The sequence below is a fragment of the Nonomuraea sp. B19D2 genome (assembly GCF_040137845.1).
Taxonomy (GTDB): Bacteria; Actinomycetota; Actinomycetes; order Streptosporangiales; family Streptosporangiaceae; genus Nonomuraea.
On record NZ_JBEFAK010000001.1, the window covers coordinates 131,951 to 154,527 of the forward strand.

At 69.1% G+C, this 22,577-nt stretch carries 22 protein-coding genes; 14 read left to right on the forward strand and 8 right to left on the reverse strand.

Features of this window, described 5'->3' with window-relative positions:
* Positions 1-39: 39 nt before the first annotated feature.
* Entirely contained in the window at positions 40-3,267 is a 3,228-nt protein-coding gene (locus tag ABN273_RS00735; protein ID WP_349446623.1) for a trypsin-like peptidase domain-containing protein, read from the forward strand.
* A gap of 197 nt (positions 3,268-3,464) precedes the next feature.
* Positions 3,465-3,956, forward strand: coding sequence for a hypothetical protein (locus ABN273_RS00740; protein WP_349446624.1), 492 nt, complete (start codon positions 3,465-3,467; stop codon positions 3,954-3,956).
* On the opposite strand, the gene ABN273_RS00745 is transcribed toward ABN273_RS00740, so the two are convergent.
* The 3 genes from ABN273_RS00745 to ABN273_RS00755 all read right to left on the reverse strand — a co-directional run bounded on the left by ABN273_RS00745 (position 3,953) and on the right by ABN273_RS00755 (position 7,010).
* Positions 3,953-4,477 carry a TIGR00645 family protein gene (locus tag ABN273_RS00745; protein WP_349446625.1) on the reverse strand — a complete coding sequence of 175 codons (525 nt, stop codon included), beginning with the start codon at positions 4,475-4,477 and terminating at the stop codon, positions 3,953-3,955. The genes ABN273_RS00740 and ABN273_RS00745 overlap by 4 nt on opposite strands.
* 180 nt (positions 4,478-4,657) lie before the next feature.
* Positions 4,658-5,770, reverse strand: coding sequence for a phosphoserine transaminase (serC, locus tag ABN273_RS00750; RefSeq protein WP_349446626.1), 1,113 nt, complete (start codon positions 5,768-5,770; stop codon positions 4,658-4,660).
* 133 nt (positions 5,771-5,903) lie between these two features.
* Positions 5,904-7,010 (reverse strand): citrate synthase 2, encoded by a 1,107-nt coding sequence (locus ABN273_RS00755; RefSeq protein WP_349446627.1) that lies wholly within the window; start codon positions 7,008-7,010, stop codon positions 5,904-5,906.
* Positions 7,011-7,189: 179 nt separating this feature from the next.
* On the opposite strand from ABN273_RS00755, the gene pdxH reads away from it, so the two are divergent.
* Both pdxH and ABN273_RS00765 read left to right on the forward strand, forming a co-directional pair.
* Entirely contained in the window at positions 7,190-7,843 is a 654-nt protein-coding gene (gene pdxH, locus ABN273_RS00760; protein ID WP_349446628.1) for a pyridoxamine 5'-phosphate oxidase, read from the forward strand.
* 10 nt (positions 7,844-7,853) lie between these two features.
* The gene (locus ABN273_RS00765; RefSeq protein ID WP_349446629.1) at positions 7,854-9,128 is read left to right on the forward strand and encodes an MFS transporter; all 1,275 of its coding nucleotides are present in this window, start codon (positions 7,854-7,856) and stop codon (positions 9,126-9,128) included.
* Positions 9,129-9,191: 63 nt separating this feature from the next.
* Here the strand turns inward: ABN273_RS00765 and ABN273_RS00770 are convergent, their stop codons facing one another.
* Positions 9,192-9,809: a UdgX family uracil-DNA binding protein gene (locus tag ABN273_RS00770; RefSeq protein ID WP_349446630.1), complete on the reverse strand. Its 618-nt coding sequence runs from the start codon at positions 9,807-9,809 to the stop codon at positions 9,192-9,194.
* Positions 9,810-9,910: 101 nt separating this feature from the next.
* Here ABN273_RS00770 and ABN273_RS00775 point away from each other — a divergent pair, with 101 nt between their 5' ends.
* The 3 genes from ABN273_RS00775 (at position 9,911) to ABN273_RS00785 (ending at position 13,727) form a co-directional block, all read left to right on the forward strand.
* On the forward strand, positions 9,911-10,615 hold the full coding sequence (locus ABN273_RS00775; protein WP_349446631.1) for an iron-dependent transcriptional repressor DtxR: 705 nt from the start codon (positions 9,911-9,913) through the stop codon (positions 10,613-10,615).
* A gap of 123 nt (positions 10,616-10,738) precedes the next feature.
* Positions 10,739-12,958 (forward strand): ATP-binding SpoIIE family protein phosphatase, encoded by a 2,220-nt coding sequence (locus ABN273_RS00780; protein WP_349446632.1) that lies wholly within the window; start codon positions 10,739-10,741, stop codon positions 12,956-12,958.
* A 16-nt stretch (positions 12,959-12,974) separates the two neighbouring features.
* Positions 12,975-13,727 carry an alpha/beta fold hydrolase gene (locus ABN273_RS00785; RefSeq protein ID WP_349446633.1) on the forward strand — a complete coding sequence of 251 codons (753 nt, stop codon included), beginning with the start codon at positions 12,975-12,977 and terminating at the stop codon, positions 13,725-13,727.
* Here ABN273_RS00785 and ABN273_RS00790 read toward each other — a convergent pair.
* Positions 13,717-14,067, reverse strand: a complete 351-nt coding sequence (locus tag ABN273_RS00790; RefSeq protein ID WP_349446634.1) for a helix-turn-helix domain-containing protein — start codon at positions 14,065-14,067, stop codon at positions 13,717-13,719. The genes ABN273_RS00785 and ABN273_RS00790 overlap by 11 nt on opposite strands.
* A gap of 20 nt (positions 14,068-14,087) precedes the next feature.
* Between ABN273_RS00790 and ABN273_RS00795 the strand changes: the two genes are divergently transcribed.
* Together ABN273_RS00795 and ABN273_RS00800 are read left to right on the forward strand one after the other, a co-directional pair.
* A complete protein-coding gene (locus tag ABN273_RS00795) occupies positions 14,088-14,516 on the forward strand; it encodes a MarR family winged helix-turn-helix transcriptional regulator (RefSeq protein ID WP_349446635.1) in 429 nt (142 codons plus the stop codon).
* A gap of 30 nt (positions 14,517-14,546) precedes the next feature.
* Positions 14,547-14,789, forward strand: coding sequence for a hypothetical protein (locus tag ABN273_RS00800; protein WP_349446636.1), 243 nt, complete (start codon positions 14,547-14,549; stop codon positions 14,787-14,789).
* A gap of 13 nt (positions 14,790-14,802) precedes the next feature.
* On the opposite strand, the gene ABN273_RS00805 is transcribed toward ABN273_RS00800, so the two are convergent.
* The 3 genes from ABN273_RS00805 to ABN273_RS00815 form a co-directional block, all read right to left on the reverse strand.
* On the reverse strand, positions 14,803-15,189 hold the full coding sequence (locus ABN273_RS00805) for a RidA family protein (protein WP_349446637.1): 387 nt from the start codon (positions 15,187-15,189) through the stop codon (positions 14,803-14,805).
* A 797-nt stretch (positions 15,190-15,986) separates the two neighbouring features.
* Positions 15,987-16,148: a hypothetical protein gene (locus tag ABN273_RS00810; RefSeq protein WP_349446638.1), complete on the reverse strand. Its 162-nt coding sequence runs from the start codon at positions 16,146-16,148 to the stop codon at positions 15,987-15,989.
* Between the two features lie 38 nt (positions 16,149-16,186).
* The gene (locus ABN273_RS00815; RefSeq protein WP_349446639.1) at positions 16,187-17,332 is read right to left on the reverse strand and encodes an acyl-CoA dehydrogenase family protein; all 1,146 of its coding nucleotides are present in this window, start codon (positions 17,330-17,332) and stop codon (positions 16,187-16,189) included.
* A 173-nt stretch (positions 17,333-17,505) separates the two neighbouring features.
* Between ABN273_RS00815 and ABN273_RS00820 the strand changes: the two genes are divergently transcribed.
* The 5 genes from ABN273_RS00820 (at position 17,506) to ABN273_RS00840 (ending at position 22,565) form a co-directional block, all read left to right on the forward strand.
* Entirely contained in the window at positions 17,506-18,855 is a 1,350-nt protein-coding gene (locus ABN273_RS00820) for a hypothetical protein (RefSeq protein ID WP_349446640.1), read from the forward strand.
* Positions 18,852-19,631: a class F sortase gene (locus tag ABN273_RS00825; protein WP_349446641.1), complete on the forward strand. Its 780-nt coding sequence runs from the start codon at positions 18,852-18,854 to the stop codon at positions 19,629-19,631. Before ABN273_RS00820 ends, ABN273_RS00825 begins: the two co-directional genes overlap by 4 nt.
* Positions 19,632-19,769: 138 nt before the next feature.
* Entirely contained in the window at positions 19,770-21,092 is a 1,323-nt protein-coding gene (locus ABN273_RS00830; RefSeq protein ID WP_349446642.1) for a hypothetical protein, read from the forward strand.
* A 5-nt stretch (positions 21,093-21,097) separates the two neighbouring features.
* Entirely contained in the window at positions 21,098-21,868 is a 771-nt protein-coding gene (locus tag ABN273_RS00835) for a class F sortase (RefSeq protein WP_349446643.1), read from the forward strand.
* A 43-nt stretch (positions 21,869-21,911) separates the two neighbouring features.
* Positions 21,912-22,565 carry a hypothetical protein gene (locus ABN273_RS00840; RefSeq protein ID WP_349446644.1) on the forward strand — a complete coding sequence of 218 codons (654 nt, stop codon included), beginning with the start codon at positions 21,912-21,914 and terminating at the stop codon, positions 22,563-22,565.
* The last annotated feature ends 12 nt before the right edge of the window (positions 22,566-22,577 follow it).

The following is a 22,577-nucleotide window of genomic DNA, read 5'->3' on the forward strand; positions in this document are numbered from 1 at the left end:
ACGTTTCGGGGAAAACTAGATCGTACGTGGAGGTGAGGCGTGGTCGCTGAGTCCGCGAGAGCTGTGTACGTGCGCGCCCGGGCGGGCGACGGCCGCAAGGCGTTCGGCAGCGGCTTCCTCGTCGCCCCGTCGCTGGTGCTGACCTCGGCCCACGTGGTCGAGGACGTGGGCCAGGAGGTCACCGTCGGGCGGGCCGGGCAGGAGTCGGCGGGCATCGTGGTGTGGCGGCGCCGCTCCGGGGCCGTGGACGCGGCGCTGATCCGGGTGCCCGGCGCGGAAGAGGGGCCCGGCAGGCGGCCGGTGCGGTGGGGGCGGCTCACCGGCACCAGACCGGGCGTCCCCTGTCAGGCCACCGGCTACCCGAGGGCGCAGCGCGAGGAGGGCGGACGGTGGGAGGAGCAGCTGTCCGGTCACGTCAATCCGGGCACCGCCGCCTCCGCCGGCCGCTACGAGATCCACGTGGACGACTCGCTGCCCAGGCCAGGGGCGCCGGGCGAGTCCCCATGGGCGGGCATGTCCGGTGCGGCCGTCTTGTCCGCCGACGGCCGGCTCGTGATCGGCGTCGTCTCCCAGGACCGCACGGCTTACGGCGGCCGCCTGGCCGCCACCCGCGCTCAGGACCTCCTGGCCGATCCGGACTTTCACGATCTGATCAGGGGCGCGACCGGCTGCGTGCCGCTGCTGGAGTCGGTGGAACTGGCCGGACTGCTGGACCCGCCGCAGGTCCGGACCGATCTCCGCTCGCCCGCCTTCCTGCTGCGCGCCGACGCCGAGGTGGTCGCCTTCCGCGGCCGCCGGGAGCTTCTTGAGGAGCTGACCGCCTGGTGCGAAGGCGGCGGGGTCTCCGTTCGCCTGCTGGCCGGCCCCGGGGGGCAGGGCAAGACCAGGCTGTCGCGGCGGCTGTTGAACAACCTGTACGAGCGCGGCTTCGTCGGCGGCCACCTGCTGTCCCGGCGCGTGGACCCGGCCGCCTACGCCGCCTTCGCGCAGACGACGGTGCCGCTCATCGTCGTCGTGGACTACGCCGAGAGCCGGCATGACCAGGTGGTGCACCTGCTGGAGCAGGTGCTGCACGGCGGCGACGGGCCGGCCGTACGGATCCTGCTGCTGGCCCGCACCGCCGGGGAGTGGTGGACGCAGCTCCGCACCGGCCACCCCGACCTGGAGGCGGCGCTGTCCGGGACCGTCGTGCACACCCTCCAGCCGCTCGAACCCGACGAGGGCGGCCGCCGCGCCGCCTTCGGCGACGCCTTACGCGACCTCGCCGGCCACCTCGAACGCATCCCTGGCTTCGGCGGCCACGCATGGGCCTCGGCAGCCACGGCCATCGATCCGCCCGCCTGGCTGCGCGCCGACGCCCGCGCGTCCATCCTGACCATCCAGATGGCCGCACTCGTGGAGTTGCTGCAGTCGGGCGATCATCCGGTCGAAGTGGCGGGATCGGACACGGTCGAGGACGTCCTGCTCAACCACGAACGCCGCTATTGGCAGCGTACGGCGGCCGCGGCTGGCCTGACGTTCAACCCCAAGTCGCTCGAACGGGCGATCGCCGCGGCCGCGCTGTGCGGCGCCGACGACGCGGCGCAGGCGGGGGCCACGCTGGAGGCGGTGCCGGGCTGGGCCGACACCGACGCCGACCGGCGAGAGGCGGCGGCACGCTGGATCCACGGCCTCTACCCGGCCCCGGCGGAGGAGTATTGGGGCGCCCTCCAGCCGGACCGGATCGGCGAGCACCTGGTCGCGACCGTCACCAGGGACACCCCCGACCTGCTGAACGTGCTCCTGCCCGCCGCGACCGTCGAGCAGCGCCAGCGGGCGCTGGAGGTGCTGGCCCGAGCCTCGGCCCGCGAACAGGAACATTTCCGCTCGATCTTCCGCTCGCTGCTCGGCATCAGGCACTGGCACCTGGTCGTGACGATGCTCGACATCACGACGCACGCCGAACGTCCGGAGGCGCTGCGTGCCGCGCTGGCGTCCTTCGTCGAGGAAGAGGAGGGCCTTGCCTACGGCGAACTGCTCGTCCTGACGATGGCGACGCCGATGTCGACATCGGTGCTGCGCGACTTCGGCGTACGGGCGGCGGAGCGGCTGGTCGCGGTCGCCAGGCAGGACGCCCGGCGGGCGACCGCGACCGGCCGCCTGTGGCCCTTCCGCGTGCCGAAGAGACACCGGGAGGCTGTGAGCGATCTGGCCACGGCGCTGGCCTACCTGGCCGAGCGTTACCTGGTCGTGGACCGGGGGGAGGAGGCAGTAGCCGCCGCCGAGGAATCCGTTGCCCTCTACCGCCGCCTCGGCCCGGACCACATCCCCGGCCTTGCCAACGCGTTGCGGGTGTTCGCCGACGCGTGCCCGCCCGGGCGGCAGGAGGCCGCGCTGGCAGCCGCCGAGGAGGCGGTGGCGCTACAGCGCCGCCACGTGGCCGATGCCGAGCCGGGCTCTTTCGCGAGGGAGCACCGGCACTCGGAGCTGGCGCACGCCCTCGTCACACTGTCCACCCTGTACGAGGAGGCCGGCCGCGCCGCAGAAAGTGTGGCGGCGAGCGAGGAGGCGACCGCCATCGAGCACAGGCTCGCCGAGATCGACCCGGACAACCACGTGCCCAGGCTCGTCTCGACGCTGACGACTGCGGCATCCAGCCGTGCCGAGATGGGTCGGCACGACGACGCGGTCGAACGCGCGGAGCGAGCCGTGGCCCTGCTCCGCGACCTCGCCGCCACCAGCCCTGACTTGCATCTGGACAGTCTCGCCACCGAGCTCAACAACCTGTCGAACGCCTACGGCGACAGTGGCCGCCCGGAGGAGGCACTGGCGGTCGTACAGGAGGCGGTGGCTGTGCTCCGCCGCCTGGCCGCCGCCTCTCCCGGCACCCGGCCGGGCAGCCCGGCCGCCGCCCGCGACGGGAGAGGACTGGACCGCCTGGCCACCGCGCTGGCCAACAACGCCATCCGGTACGCCCTGCTCGACCGGCACGCCGAGGGCCTGGCCCCGATCGACGAGGCGATCGCGATCCGCGACGGCGGGATCGGGGAGCCCGAGGCGCTGGCGGACTGCCTGTCGTTGCGCGGTGGGCTGCTGGTCGAGTGCGGGCGCCCGGTGGAGGCGATCGAGCCGCTGCTGAAAAGCCTCCACCTGCTGATCGAGCTGGACGCCGAGACGAAGGCGGCGGCGGTGTGGCTGCGCGCCGCCGGGGATGCGGACCCCGAGGGGGTGTCGGCCGAGTGGCGGCGGCTCACCGGCGAGGAGGCGGACTGGGTGGACGCCCCCTGACCGGATCCCGCTTGGAGCGCCGTGCATTTGCTGGAAAGTACGCGATCAAGGGTGCTGAAATCTCGTGGACAGGACCCCGCGGATAGCGAAAACTGAAATGCGATCGAGTCGGCGCGCACGTACGGGATGCGGCCGGATTCGCGGTCACTTGTTGGGAGGGCGTCATGTCGACCCGAGGAGCGGCCATCGCCGCGGCTGTGATCGCCGCCGTCGCGACGATCACAGCGGCGCTGATCACATCCGGCCAGATAAAGATCGGCGGCAATCCGGCGGAGTCCGACACGAAGCGCAACACCGTTCCAAGCAGCCGGCCAGGAGGGTCGAAACGGACGCCGAACATCGCCGTGACGCCGAAATCCCTGGAATTATGCGTCGGCGAGAGCTGCGCGAGAGAAGTGCACATTCTCAGCACGGGCACCGCCACGCTGAAGATCTCCGACATCGAATTCACGGGTGAATCAGCCGGAGATTTCCGCCACGACGACGCCTGCGCGCACCAGGACCTCGAGGTCGATGACGAGTGCACACTCAAGGTGTGGTTCGAGCCGGCGGTAGCCGGGACGAGCGGCTCGGCGCTCCTGGTGATCCACCAGAACCTCCCCGGCAAACCCACCTACGTCGGGCTGAGCGGGATCCAGCAGCAGCCCACGAACGACCCGACCGAGCAGTCCCTGCCAGATGGCGGCTAGAGGTGCGACCGCGTGTGCTCGGCTGGCGAGGTGGACAGCAGGCGGTCGATGTAGGCGAGGCCGATGGCCGAGGCCACGAAGGCGAGATGCATGACCGTCTGCCACATGATCTTGTCGTTGGGCGTCGACTGGGCTCTGATGAACGTCTGCAGCAGGTGCACCGACGAGATGCCGATGATGGCCGTGGCCAGCTTGACCTTCAGCACGTTCGCGTTGACGTGGGAGAGCCACTCCGGCTCGTCGGGATGGTCGTTGAGGTCGATGCGGGAGACGAAGGTCTCGTAGCCGCCGATGATCACCATGATCAGCAGGTTGGAGATCATCACCACGTCGATGAGCGCCAGGACGGTGAGCATGACCACGACCTCGGCGGACGGCGCGCTCTCCGCGGTCGGTGCGGCGTGCAGGAGCACCGTCTCGATCAGGTGCCAGAGCTCCAGCGCGAACTGCCACACGTACACCGCCTGAGCCACGATGAGGCCCAGGTAGAGGGGGACCTGGAGCCATCGGCTGGCGAACATGAGATAACCGAGGCTCTTCGACCGGGTGATTCTCTGGCCGGACCTGAGCATTTCGGGCAAGAAGTTTCCTACTGTTCGAGCCGGAGGCCGGCAACGGCAGGCTGCCGTCGCCGGCCTGTTTCGCGCGGAGCGTCGGGGAAGAGGGCGCGCTCGCGCCAAGGAGCTGTCGCGCCGGACGGGTCAGCCGAGGTGCTCGACCACGTAGTCGACGCAGACCGTGAGCGCCTCGATGTCGGCCGGGTCGACGGCCGGGAACATCGCGATGCGCAGCTGGTTGCGGCCCAGCTTGCGGTAGGGCTCGGTGTCGACGATGCCGTTGGCGCGCAGCACCTTGGCCACGGCCGCGGCGTCGACGGCGTCGGAGAAGTCGATCGTGCCGACCACCTGCGAACGGAACTCCGGCGCGGCGAACGGCGTGGCGAAGGACGACTTCTCGGCCCACGTGTAGAGGCGCTGGCTGGACTCGGCCGTGCGGGCGGTGGTCCAGGCCAGGCCGCCGTTGGAGTTCATCCAGTCGAGCTGGTCGGCCAGCAGGAACAGCGTGGCCACGGCCGGCGTGTTGTAGGTCTGGTCCTTGGCGGAGTTGTCGATCGCCACCGGCAGGCTGAAGAACTCCGGCACGTAACGGCCGGTCGCGGCGATCTCCTCGACCCTGGCCAGGGCGCGCGGCGACATGATCGCGATCCACAGGCCGCCGTCGGAGGCGAAGCTCTTCTGCGGGGCGAAGTAGTAGACGTCGGCCTCGGTGATGTCGACGGGCAGGCCGCCGGCGCCGGAGGTGGCGTCCACGAGCACGAGCGAGTCGTCGGAGCCCACGCGCTTGATCGGCATGGCGACGCCGGTCGAGGTCTCGTTGTGGGTGAGCGCGTACGCGTCCACGCCCTCCTCGGCCACCGCGGTGGGGTGGGTGCCGACCTCGGACTTGATGACGCTGGGCTCGGCCAGCCACGGGGCCTTCTGGGTGACCGCGGCGAACTTCGAGGAGAACTCGCCGAACGACAGGTGCTGTGACTTGTCGCGGATCAGCCCGAAGGCGGCGATGTCCCAGAACGCGGTGGTGCCGCCGTTGCCCAGCACGACCTGGTAGCCCTCGGGGAGCGAGAAGAGGTCGGCGAGCCCGGAGCGTACGCGGCCGACCAGGTTCTTGACCGGCTTCTGGCGGTGGGAGGTGCCCATGAGGCTCGCGCCGGAGGCGGCGAGCGCGGCCAGTTGCTCGGTGCGTACCTTCGAGGGCCCGCAGCCGAATCGGCCGTCGGCGGGCTTGATGTCAGCGGGAATCACGATGTCAGCCACGTGCCCAGCGTACTGAGCCCGCAAGAATGCCCTGGACCGGGGTCCGCCTCGTGAGACCTGCGTCAGGGACCTGCCCGATCCTTGACCTGATGGACGGCTGCCGCGGCAGTGGCGGCAGCCGTACGGATCAGCGTCAGACGGTGCCGGCGACTTCGGCGGCGCCGGGCACGTCGCTCAGAGGACGGGAGGCCGGGCCGACGTAGTTCGCGCTGGGACGGACGAGCCGGCCCGTGAGCTTCTGCTCCAGGATGTGCGCGGCCCAGCCGGCCGTGCGGGCGCAGGTGAACATCGAGGTGAACATGTGCGACGGCACCTCGGCGAAGTCCAGCACCACAGCCGCCCAGTACTCGACGTTGGTGGCCAGCACCCGGTCGGGCTTGCGCGCGTGCAGCTCCTCCAGCGCGGCCTGCTCCAGCGCCGCGGCGACCTCGTAGCGGGGCGCGTCGAGCTCCTTGGCGGTACGGCGGAGCACGCGGGCGCGCGGGTCCTCGGCGCGGTAGACGCGGTGGCCGAAGCCCATGAGCCTGTTGCCCTTGTCGAGCTCGCTCTGGACGTACTTCTTGGCGTCGCCGAGCTGCTCGACACCCTCGATCATGTGCAGGACGCGGGCCGGGGCGCCGCCGTGCAGCGGGCCCGACATGGCGCCGACGGCACCGGAGAGCGCGGCGGCCACGTCGGCGCCGGTGGAGGCGATGACGCGGGCGGTGAACGTCGAGGCGTTCATGCCGTGCTCGGCCGCGGAGGTCCAGTAAGCGTCGATGGCCTTGACATGCTTGGGATCAGGCTCACCGCGCCAGCGGATCATGAAGCGTTCGACGATCGTCTTGGCCTCGTCGACCCGGCTCTGGGGCACCATGGGAAGGCCGAGCCCGCGCGCGGACTGCGCGACGAACGAGAGAGCCATGACGGAGGCGCGGGCGAGCTGGTCGCGGGCCTCCTCGTCACTGATGTCGAGCAGGGGCTTGAAGCCATAGGCCGGAGCCAGCATGGCCAGCGCGCTCTGCACGTCTACGCGGATGTCACCGGAGTGGACAGGGATGGGGTACGGCTCCGCCGGCGGCAGGCCCGGCTGGAACTTGTTGTCGACCAGCAGGCCCCAGACGGCCCCGAACGGGACACGGCCGACCAGTTCCTCAATGTCGACGCCTCGGTATCGAAGGGCGCCCCCTTCTTTGTCCGGTTCCGCGATCTCGGTCTCGAAAGCTACAACGCCTTCGAGCCCGGGTTTGAAGTCGGACATACTCGGCCGCCTCCCTTTCCCTTGCCATGTTTGGGCAATGCCTTGATGTCGAGATACCGGCGGGTCAATTTAACCCCTTCCCAGGTCGTGCTCGGTCTCCGGACCCGCTGTAAGGCCAAACCCGCTGGTGAGAGGGGGTGCATGGGATCTACCACACAAGCGCGCAAGAATACCTTCTCGTGGATGCCACCCCGCGCCCGCCCGTGCTGGCGGGGCTTCGCCGTACGTACGAGGGCGAGCCGCTGCTCGAATCCGATCTTGCGTCAGAACCGATTGAGCAATTCACCATGTGGTTGCAGGACGCGCTGGAGACCGGCCTGCCCGAACCCAACGCCATGATCCTGGCCACCGCCTCCGCGGGCGGCCGGCCCAGCGCCAGGACGGTCCTGCTGAAGGGCTATGACGAACGCGGTTTCGTCTTCTACACCAACTACGAGTCGCGCAAGGGCCGCGATCTGGCCGAGAACGCCCGCGCGTCGCTGCTTTTCCCCTGGCACCCGATCCGCCGCCAGGTGCGCATCGAGGGCACTGTGACGCGAATCTCCCACGAAGAGTCGGCCGCGTACTACAACTCCCGCCCGTACGGCTCGCGCATCGGGGCCTGGGCGTCGCGCCAGTCGGCCGTCGTGCGCTCCAGGGAGGAGCTGGACGCCCGCTATGCGGAGCTGGCAGCGCGCTGGCCGGAAGATCCGCCGGTGCCCGACTTCTGGGGTGGTTTCCGGGTCTATCCGATCGAGGTGGAGTTCTGGCAGGGACAGCTCGACCGGATGCACGACAGGCTCCGCTACCGGCGTACGCGACCCGGCTGGGTCCTGGAAAGGCTCGCGCCTTAATGTGCCTTGAGTGGCGATCGCGGAGCTGGTCAAGCGTCATCTGGTAGATACCCGGCCGCTCAGTGTGCCCGAGTATCGGCGGCTATGGCTTGGCCAGTCCGTTTCCCACGTTGGTGTCGCGGCGACCGTGGTCGCGGTCGGGCAGCAGGTCTGGGAGCTCACCCACTCCTCGTTCCACGTCGGGCTGCTGGGCATGGCCAACCTGATCCCGCTGGTCGTCTTCGGCCTGTGGGGTGGGGCGGTCGCCGACGCCGTGGACCGGCGCAAGCTGCTCATCGCCGGCTCGCTCATCGCCTGGGCGGCGACGCTGCTCATCTTCGCGCAGGCGCTGCTCGAGCTGGGGAACATCTATCTGATCTTCGCCGCGGTCGCCGTTAACGCCACCGGCTTCGCGATCACGAGCCCGACCAGGGGCGCGGTCATCCCGAGGATCCTGGACAAGGAGCTGGTGCCCGCGGCCAACGCGCTCAACTCGCTGGTCTTCAGCATCGGTGCCGTGCTGGGGCCGATGATCGGCGCGGTCGCGCTGAGCACCGGTGGGTTCGCGGCGGCGTACGCGTTGGATGCCCTGCTCTTCACCGGCAGCCTCTATGCGGCGCTCAGGCTGCCCTCACTGCCCCCGTTGGGCGAGGTGGCACGTCCGGGAGCCAGGGCCGTGCTCGAGGGGCTCAGCTTCATCGTCAGCAGCCCGGTGCTGCTGATGTCGTTCGTGGTGGACATCATCGCGATGGTGTTCGCCCATCCTCGCGCGCTCTTCCCCGAGCTGACCGCCGAGCGGTTCGGCGGCTCCAGCCTGGCGCTCGGCCTGATGACCTCCGCCATGGCCTTCGGCTCGGTCATCGGGGCGCTGTTCTCCGGCTGGGTGGGCCGGGTCTCGCGGCAGGGCGTGGCGCTCGTCGTGGTCATCGCCGTCTGGGGCCTGGCCGTGGCCGCCGCGGGGCTCGTGCACGAGCTCTGGCTGGTGGTGGCGTTCATGGCTGTGGGAGGCGTGGCGGACGTGATCTCGTCGGTGTGGCGGCAGTCGATCCTGCAGCTGTACGCGCCCGACGAGATGCGGGGTCGGATGCAGGGGGCGTTCATGGTGGTGGTGGCGGGCGGGCCGCGCCTCGGCGACCTGCGGGCCGGGGCGACGGCGACCGCGTTCGGGCTGACCGGGGCGTGGGTGGGCGGCGGCATCGCCTGCGCCGTCACGGTGCTGGCCGTCGGCCTCTCCGTGGCCGGCTTCCGCAACTACCGGGCCCGCAGCGTCACGCCGGCCACTCCGAGGTCGGCCGAGAAGCCCTGACCACCGGGCCGGTTGGCATCACGTCAGGTCGGCCGAGAAGCCCTGACCACCGGCCTGTCGGCGTCACGTCAGGTCGGCCGCCACCCTCAGGTCGGCCAGAAAGCCCTTGTACGCCAGGTCCCTGTCGGGTGCGCGCAGCACGGCCGACGGGTGCACGGTGGCCACGGCGAGCGCGTCCCCGAGCGGCACCGGCTCGCCCCGGTGCTGCGTCACCCGGAACTCCCGCCCCAGCAGTGCCCTGGCCGCCGTCGCCCCGAGCACCACGATCACCTCCGGCCGCACCGCGGCCAGCTCGGCGTCGAGCCACGGATGGCAGGCGGTGATCTCGGCGGCCGTCGGCTTCTGGTGGATCCGCCGCTTGCCGCGCAGCGTGAAGGAGAAATGTTTGACCGCGTTGGTGACGTATACGTCATCGCGCTGGATTCCGGCCTCCTCCAGCCCTTTGTCCAGCAGGCGTCCCGCCGGGCCCACGAACGGGTGCCCCTGCCGGTCCTCCTGGTCCCCGGGCACCTCGCCCACGAGCATGTATCTGGCCTCCTGCGGGCCCTCGCCGAACACGGTCTGCGTGGCGTTCCGGTAAAGGCCGCAGCCCTCGCAGCAGGCCGCCGCCTGGCGCAGCGAGTCGAGATCGCGCCTGTCGGGAAGGAAATCGGCCGCTGATTTGTTGCCGTCCTTATCCATCGTCGGTCGTTCTCCCAATAGGGTTCCTGAGGCTCCTGTGCCCGATGCGGACGGGCTCAGTCCCCACCCGACCGGCGTACCATTTACTTGGGAGGACTGCCTTGACCGCACACGGCCTGATCGACACCACGGAGATGTACCTCCGCACGATTTACGAGCTCGAAGAGGAGGGCATCGTCCCCCTTCGCGCCCGCATCGCGGAGCGCTTGCAGCAGAGCGGGCCCACCGTGAGCCAGACCGTCGCCCGCATGGAGCGCGACGGCCTCGTCCGCGTCGAGGGCGACCGGCACCTGTCGATGACCGACCTGGGCCGCACGCTGGCCACGCGGGTGATGCGCAAGCACCGGCTCGCCGAGTGCCTGCTGACCCAGGTGATCGGCCTTCCGTGGGAAGAAGTGCACATCGAGGCGTGCCGCTGGGAGCACGTCATGTCGGAGTCGGTCGAGTCGCGCCTGGTGACGCTGCTCGACAACCCCACGGTCTGCCCGCACGGAAACCCCATCCCCGGTCTGGGCGAGCTGGGCGCCAAGGAGGCCGCCGAGGGCGCCGCCAACGTGCTGACATCGATGTCGGACGTGGCGGGCCCGAGAGACACACCTGTCGTCGTGCGGCGAATTAGCGAACAAGTGCAAAGCGATCCTGCTGTGATGCTTAAACTCAAGCAAGTTGGGATACAACCCGGACGCGAGGTGACGCTCGCGGCGAGCGACGACGGTGTGCGGGTGACAGGTGACGGTGACGCAAACGACACTCCCGCGGAGCTTCCGCGTGATGTCGCCGCGCACGTTTTTGTCTCCAAGCGCTGACGCGCGCGCAGCTGCTTGGTTGAATCCCTCCTGGGAGGCCCTCCACTCTCCCCTGGCCAAGACTGTTGCAGGAGCGCCCGTGGTCCGCTTTGCGTGCATGCCACCCCAAGGTGTGGTCTCCGGATGAACCGTTGGGGGGATCTGTCACAGGAAACGGCTGATCACCTTAATGCCGGATCTGTGCTTGACCACGCCGAGATGGCGGTGGTCGTCACCGACCGTTTCAGCAATCTCCTCTATTGGAACCCGTTCGCCGAGAAGCTCTTCGGTCGTAAGTCGCCGTCGCGTGACACTCCCGTCCTGTCCCTCGGGATTCTGGAGAAGGACCACCCGCTCGCCATCGACCTGGCCAAGCACGTGCTCAAGGGCGGAGTGTGGGAGGGCACGTTCGACGTCAGGCGCGGCGACGGCACCATCGTCTACGTACGCGCCCAGGCCGTGCCGCTGCGCCACGCCTCGGGCTCGGTGACGGGCATCGTCATCATGGCCCGCGAGGCGCTGCGCAGCAACGAGCGGGAGAAGGACCGGTTCGGCCTGCTCGAGCGCATCGGCGAGCGGCTGGCGGGCTCCCTCTACGTCGAGGAGACGCTCAAGCGGGTCGCCGAGATGCTGGTCCCGCAGTTCGCCGACCACTGCTTCATCGAGCTGATGGAGGGCGACAGGCTCGTCCGCCGGGTCTCACAACACGTGCAGGGGTGGACGCCGCCATCGGGCACATGGAAGCCGGTGGGCGCGGAGATCCGCTACCCCACCGGCCACTACGCGGACACGGCGCTGCGCCGCCAGGAGACCATCCTGGTCGAGAGCTTCGCCTCCAGCGGCGGCTTTCCGGCCCCCAGCGAGGGCAGCGCGCGGCTGTGCGGCGAGATCGGCATGACCTCCGCCATCGTCGCTCCGCTGCTGGTGCGCGGTGAGACGCTCGGGCTGATGTACCTCGGCCTGTCCAACCTCACCGACCGGCGCAGCCCCCACTACGACGCCTTCGACCGTGACTTCGTGGGCGCCATCGCCACCAGGGTCGCGCTCGCCATCGACAACGCGCTGCTGTTCGAGGAGGAGCGCCACACGGCGGAGTCGTTCCAGAAATATCTGCTGCCCCGGGCGCTGCCGCAGCTCGACGGCCTGGAGATCGCGGTGCGCTACTACCCGGCGGCGCCGCTCGCCTCCCACGGGCAGGGCATCCAGACCCAGGTCGGCGGCGACTGGTACGACGTGATCCCGCTCTCGGCCGGCCGCGTCGGCATCGTGATCGGCGACGTCGAGGGCAGGGGCGCCAAGGCGGCGGCCATCATGGGCCAGCTCAGGGCGGCGCTGCGGGCCTTCGCCCAGGACGACAAGTCGCCGGCCGACATCCTGGCCAGGCTCGACGAGTGGACCCGCATCATCGCCACGCCCGAGCACGACGACAACGGCGCCGAGGTCAGCATCCCGCCCATCGTGACCTGCCAATACCTGGTCTACGACGCATGGTCGCGCCAGCTGTCGTTCGCCAACGCGGGCCACGCGCCGCCGCTGCTGCTGGTCGACGGCCAGTGCCTCGAGCTCGACATCGAGGAGGTCGGGCAGCCGCTCGGCGTCCGCGCCAAGGGCCTGCACGCCGACCTGGTCTACAAGGAGGAGACGCGCACCCTCCCGCCGGGCGCCGCGCTGCTGCTCTACACCGACGGGCTGGTCGACCGCCGCCCGGGCCGCGACGGCCAGATGGCGAGCGAGGAGGAGACGCTCGGCGTGCTCTGCGAAAAGCTCGCCAAGATGTCCGGCGCCGAGGTGGAGCGCATCGCCGACGCCGCCACCGTGGCCGTGCCCGGCGAGATCGACGACGACATGGCGATCCTGGTCGTCCGCTCCAGCGACGTCGACCTCGACGTCGAGGAGCGCACGTTCCCCGCCCAGCCGATCATGGTGGGGGAGGCGCGCCGCATGGCGTCGGAGGCGTTCTCCAGCTGGAACGTCCCCGAGGAGCGGGCCGAGCTGGCCTGTCTGCTCGTCTCCGAGGTCGTGACCAACGTCGTGCTCCACGCGGCCACCGCCAGCATCCCGCGCAGGGAGCTGGTCGTGGAGGGGCCGCCGCTGCCGTTCGAGGAGTCCTGGGACATGCCGGGCTTCGAGGACGAAGTGGTCGGCGACAAGGAGTTCACGCTCAGGCTGCGCAGGGGCGAGGAGTCGGTCTGGGTCGAGGTCTTCGACCAGGACCTGCGGCTTCCGCGCATCCGCAGCGCGGGGGAGAACGACGAGGGCGGGCGCGGCCTCTACCTCGTCGACCAGCTGGCCCGACGCTGGGGATCACGTCCCACCAGGGAAGGCAAAGCCGTCTGGTTCGAGATTCCCACTCGCGGCAGGTGAGTGATTAGCTGGCGGTATGGAGCTGGCGTTCGAGCGACGAGGCACCGGTGCGCCGCTGATCCTCATTCACGGCATCGGCCACCACTGGCAGGCCTGGCTGCCGGTGCTGGACCGGCTCGCCGCCTCGCGCACGGTGATCGCGATCGACCTGCCCGGCTTCGGGGTCTCGCCGGGGCTGCCTGAGGGCATCCCCTATACCGCCGAGTCACTGGCGGACGCGGTCGAGTCGTTCTGCGCGCGACTCGGCGTCCGTGAGCCGCACGTGGCGGGCAACTCGCTCGGCGGCTACATCGCGCTCGAGCTGGCCTCGCGCGGCGTCGTACGGTCGGCGACGGCCCTGTCGCCCGCCGGCTTCTGGTCCCGCCCCGAGCTGCTCTACGCCCAGGCGATGCTGCGTGCCTTGCGGGCGGGCGCCAGGTTCGGCGCCATCCCGCTCCTGAGCAGCGCGTCCACCGGGATTCTGGTCGCCCACCCGTCCAGGCTGGAGCCGCAGGCGCTGGCCGCGGCCGCGCAGGCACTGAGCGAGGCGAGCGGCTTCGACGAGACGCTTGAGTCGTTCGCCGGATTGATGCCGCCCGCGCCGCCCAAGTCGCCCATCACGATCGCGTGGGGCGAGCACGACCGGCTCCTGCTGCGCCGCCAGGCCATCCGCGCGGCGCGGTGGTCGGGGCAGCGGGTCAAGCTGCTGAAGGGCTGCGGTCACGTGCCGATGAGCGACGATCCCGAGCTCGTGGCCCGCGTCGTGCTGGAAGCCAGCGCTATGTCGTGAGATTGGCGGACATGCGGCGGAGCACGTCCACCATCGCCTGGTACTCCTGCGGGCTCACGCCCTCCATTACCCGTCGCCGGAAATCGCCGACCTGCTCGTAGATCCGCGCGTGCGCGGCACTGCCCTCATCGGTGAGCTTGCCGCCCGCCAGCCACCCCCTGGCGGTGAGCCGCTCCTTGGCCTCCTCCACTCCGGTGAACGGCATGGGGTCGGTGCTGTCATGGGCCGCCGCGTTGAGCACCTGCCACTCCCGGCGGGTAAGGGTCTCGAGCGCCTGCTCCATGGCGCTCTCCAGCAGGTTGTCGACATGCTTCAGCCAGTGGCCGATGAGTTTCTCCATGCATGTATAATAGCAACTATATGTACACAGACAATGAAATTGTCGCGATCGAACAGGCGATGATCGCGATCCGGCGACGGCAGAGCAGGCGGGCGCTGGCGAAGACGCAGGGTGCCCCGGGCCCCGAGTTCGACGTGCTTGATGTGATCGAGGGCATGGACGGGCCTGTCACCGTGTCCGCGGTCGCGCAGGCGCTCAGCGTCGATCAGCCGAGGGCGAGCAGGCTCGTGGCGGCGGCGGTGGCGGCGGGCCTGGTCAGGCGGGAGGCCGATCAGGTGGACGGGCGCCGGGCGTGGCTGGTGCTGACCGAGGCGGGGCAGGCGGCGCTGGAGCGGGCCCACCGTGGCAGGCAGGCGGCGTTCGCGGCGGCCATGGAGGGGTGGTCGGGGGAGGAGCGGGCCGAATTCGCCAGGCTGCTCACGCGCTTCGTTGAGGGCATGCCCGGTTAGATTCGCTTGGACATGACCGAGGTCTAGAGGGTGATCGGCCTTCTCGTCAATCGACGTGGGGATAAGCGCGCTCTAGGGGTTTCGTTGGGTTGCGGACTCGGCGTTCCATTTGTTGCCACCGAACCGGTGCCGCGGGCACAGAGCTTGGCGCTGTTCGACGCCTTGGCCTCAGCCGAGAAGGCGCTCCACGCCAACCCCGGCAAGCACGGGGAGATCCCGGCATTCGAGCTGGACAGCACGCTACGGTTCGACGTAAATCGTCTTAACGATTAGTGGTTACAGCCGCTCAGCCGGCCGCCATCACCTCGATCTCCACCAACCAGCCACTCGCGAGGGTCTGTGCCACGATCGCCGTCGTGGGCACCCGCCGTCCACCCAAGGCAGCCACCCTGGCCTTCGCATTCGCCTCCGCGTAGGAGGGATCACGCAGGTAACTCGTGAGCCTCACGATGTTGTCCACACTCATCCCTGCCTCGGCGAGAATCACCCGAAGATTCGCCCAGATGAGCTCGAGCTGTTCTTCGAGCTTCGTGGCGGGGACGCCATCGGAATCCAGCCCCATCGTTCCCGAGATGAACAGAAACCGAGACGGATTCCGCACCTCAATCGCGTGTATGAAGTCATCGGTGGCGGCGTAGATACCCTCAGTCGGGTTGTGAACGATCATTTCCATGACCGTCATCCTGTCCCCCCGCAGAGCTCGCCCCAAGAGCCAATCTGACGCGATTGGTCCTGATCGCAAGACGAGATCTCACCCGACCACCAAGATCAAGCGGGCTACTCCCGATGGGGTAAGCACGCCTGCGATCAGTTTGTTCACGGCACTCAGGTCGGGCCAGGCTCAGGCGGTGCTTCGCCCGTGGATGTCCGTGGGCGGAGGCAAGGACCGTACCCGCTCGCGCAGGTCGCGAACTGGAGCGATGTCCGCGCCTCCCAGTGCCCCGACGAGGTTCTTCAGCCGGTCGCGAGACGTCGACCTGAGCCGGTCCGTGGGGATGCGCTCAAGGACGTCCAGAGCCCGTCCCGCGGCGTCGCCTGGTTGTGCGGCAGCCTCGGTCTGGGCGAGGACGAGCGTCGCTGCAGCCCAACCGGGCGTGAACGGGACGCAGCGACGTTCACGACGGCTACGGACTCGCGCTCGTGTCGGTGTGGGTCGGGCTCGTAGTCTGGTGTCACCGTGACGGATTCTGGTGGCGTACCGGCTGGGACGCGAGCAGGAAGCGCGCCATCTACGCCTGGCATCCCATCCTGGAGCCCGGAAAGGCCGCCCGCCGCGTCGCCTTCCGTCCCCACGAGGATGTGTCCTACCGGTTGGGCATATCGATCGCGGACCGCAAGGCGGTACAACACGCGGGACCGTTGGAGCCTGCCCCACCTGTGCACAGCTAGTGGCATCCGGTCTGTGCCCCGACCGAGTGACAACTCCGTCCCCGCAACCGTTGCCCATGATCCCCACGTGGCGTTCACGGTCTACAGCTTGGTCTGACCCCAGACCAGCAGCATGGCGATGATGAAGACGATCATCACGCCGGCATAGCCGACCGGCCCCAGGCGGAACGCCCGGCGCACGCGGTTGAGGCCCCAGGCGAACAGCAACGCCAGGAAAACCAGGAGGATCAGGCCGCCGTCCATGGTGTCCAGTATGAGGGGCGGACCGCCGTCCCGCGCGGTCAGAATCCGAAGGTGCGGCCGATGATCTCCTTCATGATCTCGGTGGTGCCGCCGTAGATCGTCTGGACCCGGCTGTCGATCCACGCCTTGGCGACCGGGTATTCCATCATGTAGCCGTACCCGCCGTGAAGCTGGAGGCAGCGGTCGATGACCTTGTTCTGCAGCTCGGTGGTCCACCACTTGGCCTTGGCCGCGTCCACCGCGGTGAGCTCGCCGGCGTTGAGCGCCAGGATGCACTTGTCCACGTAGTGGCGGGCGATCTCGGTTTCGGTGGCCAGCTCCGCCAGGACGAAGCGGGTGTTCTGGAACGAGCCGATGCTCCGCCCGAACGCCTTGCGGGTCCTGCAGTACTCGATGGTCTCCTCCAGCACGGCCTCCGCCGCGGCCACCGCCCCTACGGCGATCGACAGGCGCTCCTGCGGCAGGTTGTTCATGAGCTGGAAGAAGCCCTCGCCGTCGCGCGGGCCGAGGCGGTTGGCGACGGGCACGCGTACGTTCTCGAAGAACAGCTCGGCCGTGTCCTGCGCCTTCATCCCGATCTTGTCGAGGTTCCGTCCTCGCTCGAAGCCCTCCATGCCGCGCTCGGCCACGACCAGGGTCGTCCCCTTCGCGCCCGCGCCCGGATCGGTCTTGGCCACCACGACGACGAGATCGGCGTTGATGCCGTTCGTGATGAACGTCTTCTGGCCGTTCACCAGGTAGTGGTCGTCCTCGCGGAGGGCCGTGGTCCTGATCCCCTGCAGGTCGCTCCCGGCCTCCGGCTCGCTCATCGCGATCGCCGTGATCAGCTCACCGCTGACGAAGCCGGGCAGCCACCGCTGCTTCTGCTCGTCGTTCGTCAGATCCACCAGGTACGGGGCCATGACGTCGTTGTGCAGCGAGAACCCGAGCCCGGAGGCGCCATGCCGGATGATCTCCTCGACGATGACCGCGTTGTACCGGAAGTCTTTGATCCCCGCCCCGCCGTACTCCTCCGGCACCGAGAACCCGAACATCCCCAGTTCCCCGGCCTTCTTCCAGACCTCGCGCGGGACGATGCCGTCCTTCTCCCACTGAGCGTGGTGCGGCACGACCTCGCGGGCCATGAACTCGCGCACGGTCTCGCGGAAGAGCAGGTGCTCCTCGTCGAAGAGGTCTCGCCGCATCGGTCGCCTCGCTTCTCGAATAGAGTTCTGTTACTAGCAGGTATACCTCCTTTTTGAGTACGGACACGGCTTCATCACAAGTGCCGTACGTTGCCGCGTTCGGTATGTGTTGCGGGGGTTTTCGACTCTAGGATCTACCCTCGGTCTATTTCGTGGCGTGATCGGAGTCTCCCGTGAGTCGCTGGCGCATGGCGTTGATCGCCTTATCGGTGGGGGTAGCCACCTCGGCGGCGTTAGTCGCGACATCCTCGATCCCGGGCCAGGCCGAAGCCTCGCTGGTGGCCAACTACACGTGCACCGGCGGCATCGCGGGCGCCGGCGTGGACCTGGAAGCCCGCATGACCCCGCAGATCGAGGCGGGCGGGCTGATGAGCGTCCGCTGGGACATGTCGTACAAGACGGGCGGGCGGCAGTTCGGCTCGCCGGGCTTCTTCCCCCCGGGCTCCTCGCTCGACCTGGATGGCACCGTGGACATCAGCGGCGCCTGGAACGGCCGGCTCCTGCCCAGGGGCAGCAAGGACCAACCCGAGCTGGTGCCCGGCGAGTACCTGGAGCTTCCCGAGGGGCTGTCCGACCAGGGCTCCATCAAGCGCTCGGGCAAGATTCGCTTCAAGCCCGGCGCGCTGGTCGTCCGCTTCACGCCCGCCGAGGGCGAGGTGACGGTCAACAACCACAGGCCGGCCATCACCTATTCGCCCGGCTGGTCGCTTGAGCACACCGAGGAGGAGTACGGCGACCACCTCTACGACGTGCACAAGACCAGCACGCAGAACGCCAAAGCCGCGCTCGACTTCACCGGCACGAAGGTCGCCTACATCGGCAGGCGCGCGCCGGGCCTCGGCGCGATCCAGGTGAAGCTCGATGGGAAGAGCATCACCGACCCCCTGGTCGAGCCGGGTAAGGACCGCAGCGGGACGCCCATGACGGGCACCGAGAGCCAGGAGGTTCTCTGGGAGTCACCGCAGCTCGCATACGGGCCGCACACGCTCGAGGTCATCAATACCGAGGCCAAGGACGCCTATGTGGATGCGTTCAAGGTGACGATCAGTGACGTGCCGGAGCCGCCGACCTACAACGAGGCCACCTGTACGCTCCAGGGCGACCCCGGCGCCATCGACATCAACATCCCCGGCAGCACCCCGACGAGCCCGACACCATCAGGCACCTCCACGGACGACCCGCCCACCGGCGACCCGTCGGAGACCCCGAGCTCGATGCCCACCACGTCCAACACCACCCCGGACGACCGCTCCGGCGACGGCGGCCTCGGACGCGTGATCGTGGTGCCCAGCGCCACCGGCACCGCCTCGGCCACGCCCAAGACCACCGGCCCGACCGCGACCAAGTACTACAAGGCGCCGCAGGTTGCCAGGACGCCCAAGGGCGGTGTGGACACCGGTGAGGCGCCGGAACGAGAGGATCGGCCGTACGGGCTGATGGCGGCGCTCGTGATGAGCGGCGCGGGCGGCGGGCTGCTGCTGCGCCGGCGCAGGGCCGCGCACGCAGGAGGAGTTCACCGATGACCGAACAGCAGAAGACACCGATGCAGCGGGCGCAGCCCGGGCTGCTGATCGCCGGCTCGCTCGGCGGCGTCGGCCTGGTCATGGTGACCCTGCTCTCACTGGTGCCCACCGTGGACGACGGCTCGGGCTCGCTGGCGGCGGCACGGGACACGCCGACGCAGGTGGAGATGGCGAACGCGGGCGCGTTCGTGCTCCCGCCCACCGTGGGCCCCGGCGGCAAGAACGTCCCGCTGACCCCGGCCCGCCCCGACGCGCCCCCACCCCTCGCGGCCGCCCCGGTCGCGGCCCCGATCCCCGCGGCCAAGACCAAGACCGCCCGGGCCAAGCCGACCCGCATCAAGATCCCCAAGATCAAGGTGAACTCGCCCATCGGCTCCGTCACCGTGGACACCAAGGGCAAACTGGGCACCCCGCCCCTGACCAAGCCCAACCAGACGGGCTGGTACCGCTACTCGCCGGTGCCGGGCGAGGTCGGCCCCGCGATCATCAACGGCCACGTGAGCACCCGCAAGGGCCCCGCCGTCTTCGACCGCCTACGTGAGCTGGCGAAGGGTGACCAGATCTACGTGTACCGGTCGGACGGTAAGGTCACCCGGTTCACGGTGAGTGGGATCGAGCAGGCAAGCAAGACGTCGTTCCCGACATCTCGGGTGTACGGGAACACGAAGGACTCTCAGCTGAGGCTCATCACCTGTGGTGGGGTCTTCAACCAGGCGGCGCACAGTTACACGGACAACATTGTCGTGTACGCAACGTTGTCGAAGAAGAAGGGCTGAGGGTAAGGTGTGGCCGATTTGGTCGTTTACGGGAAGTTGACAGGGACAGTTCGTAAGATCTCAACCTAACCGTGACCAACGGCTGGAATTCTGGCACGACTGTTGATACTGGCTTTGATCGGAGATGGACCCGTGCTTATGTCCCAGGCGTGGCGCCGCCTCGCCCAGAAGACGTCGGCCGTGGGGCTGGTCAGCACGCTCGTCCTCTTTGTCGGCTCGGTGTTAGCCCTGTCGTCCCCGGCCCAGGCCGCCGCCGACAAGACTATGGAGGTCACCTACACCTGCGCTGCGGGTGGTGCCTTCGCGGCGACTGACGTCAAGGTCACGATCACCGCACCTGACACGGTAGCGCCCAGCCAGACGGCTGACATCAAGTGGACGTTGCCCCCGTTCAGCGCCACGTCGTCGCTCGTGGCAAACACCCAGGTTGCCATCCAAGGCGACCTCACGGTCGGAGGGGGCGGCACGCCTACCGCCTTGCAGAAGGTGCACACTGGCACGGTCGCTGCGGCGGGCCAGACTTATACGCCATCGCCCGCGACGATGTCGGCTACAGTGACGGCGCCGAGCACCGGTGGCCCGATCACGATCTCGCCGGGGACCGTGAGCACCACAAAGGGCCTGAAGTTGACCGCCACGCCTCCCGGTGGGCAGGCAAGCGTTACAGAGTGCACGTATAAGTCCGCCACACCCACGAGCTTGTCGATTGCCGTCCAAACGGGCGGTGGTGGCGGTAACGGCACCGACATCGTGGCCTACAAGTGCACGCTTGCCAGCAACGGCGGCGATGCCGACTACCCGGCCGACGTCGACATCAAGGTCGCCATGACGACGCCGACCAGCGCCTCTGCCAACGCGGACGCCTCTATCACCTGGACCGGCACGATTCAGGACACCCGCGATCCGCTGAAGGCCCCCACCGGCTTCCCCACCAACAGCCCCAAGATCTTCGTCACGATCAAGGCGAGCGGCGCCGGAGTCCCGTCCAGCCCGAGCCCCACTGGCGAAGGGACGCTCAACAACGTCACCATCGGCCAAGACATCACGCAGCTCCCCAGCGTCACCATCAAGGTCAAGCCCACCACCACGGGCACCGTGACGCTGACCCCAGGTGATCTGGCCTTCGGCGCCTCCTCGACCTCGCCCTTCATCAAGTGCGCGGCCCCCACGTCCGGGCTCAAGACGTTCACCTTCCAGGTGGGCTCCTCCACCAGCCCGAGCCCTTCGCCCACGCCGACCACCACCTCGCCCAAGCCCACCAAGACCAGCACCCACACGGTGACCGTCACCCCCTCCAGCAAGAAGACCACCAGGTCCAAGACGCCCAAGGCCGGTGCTGACACGGGCGGGGGCGGTGAGATCGGGCCTGACGGGCGGTTGTTCATCCTGACCGGTACCGCCCTGATCGGGGCCGCCGCCGTAGGCGGACTGATCATGCGACGTCGTTCCATCCGGGGCTGACGCACGTGTCGGGGCACTATCCGTACGGTGGCGGCGGCGGTGGGGCACTGCCGCCGGCTCACGACAAGGGCAGCACGGCGCTCAGGACCGTGCTGATCGTGGCGGCCATCGCCGGCGTCGTCACCGTCGTGGCCGGGCTGCTGATCGTGTTCAGGTCCCCGGAAGAGTACGGCCTGGCCAGCAACCGCGACGCCCTCAAGCTGCAGGCGCAGCCGGACGGAAAGGCGAGCGGGCAGCCCGAGCAGGCGCTTTTCCAGGCCGCTCCGGACGTGCCGCCGCCGCTGCCGCAGATCAACCCGGCGCCCTCCATGATGCCCTCCACGCCCGTGCGGATCGTGGTCAAGAGGCTGGGGATCAACGCGCCGGTCAAGTCGGTCGGGCTGGCCAAGGACGGGACGATCGAAGTGCCCCCGGCGAATGACCCCAACCTGGTCGGGTGGTACCGGAACATGTCCACCCCGGGTGAGGCGGGGCCGGCCGTGATGCTGGGACACAAGGACACCAGGACGCGCAGCGCCGTGTTCAGCCGGTTGGCCGAGATCAAGAACGGCGACACGATCGAGGTCAAGCGCCAGGACAAGACCACCGCGGTGTTCACGGTCGGCGGCGTCGAGCAGGCGAGCAAGAAGACGTTCCCGACCCAGCGTGTCTATGGGCCCCAGGAGAACGCGCAACTCCACCTCATCACCTGCGGCGGCTCCTACGATCGGACCATCGGGCACTACAACGACAACGTCATCGTCTACGCGACGATGACGAGCTCCTATCGAAGCTGAGATAGCTGAGAAAGCTGAAGCGCGGAGGCGGGCTATGGGCTGGATGGCGAAGCGGAGACTGCGTACTGGCCCGACGGCGGCCCTGCCCGCGAAACCGGACCCGGACGAGTTGCTGCGCATCGTACGGCTCGCGGACCCGGGCGCGCGGCAGGACGGCGACGACATCGTGGCCACCGACGTGCGGGTGTGCGCGCCCGTGGAGGCCGACACCGAGCTGGCCGGCGGCGAGCTGGAGAAGGTGTGGGCGGTCCGGGTGGCCGCTGAGGGGCCGTTGCCGCTGGACTACTTCGACCGCTACCTCGCCGAGGGCCTGGCCTTCCGGCTCAAGGGGCTCGCGGTGTGCCGGGGCGAGGTGAGCGATCCGGCCGACGGCCAGGGGAGCGGCCCCGCCGTCATCCTCCCGGTACGGCCCGGCGCCGACGAGCTGGCGCCGCTGCTCGAGCAGGACGAGGACGACGAGTTCACCTTCATGGCAGGCGACATCCGAGCTGCGCTCGTACCGCAGAAGGGGCAGCCGCCGGCCGTACAGGAGCTGCTGCCCTTCGCCACCGAGCTGACCGCGATCGAGCTGCGCGGCGACGAGCCCGCCAAGCTCGGCGCGCTGGCCCTCGATCTGGCCGAGGCGCTGAACGGGCTGGTCGTGGACCGGTGGCGGTTCAGGGTCGACGCCGCGGAGGACCTGGTACCTCCCGCCTGAGAGGTCGTACGC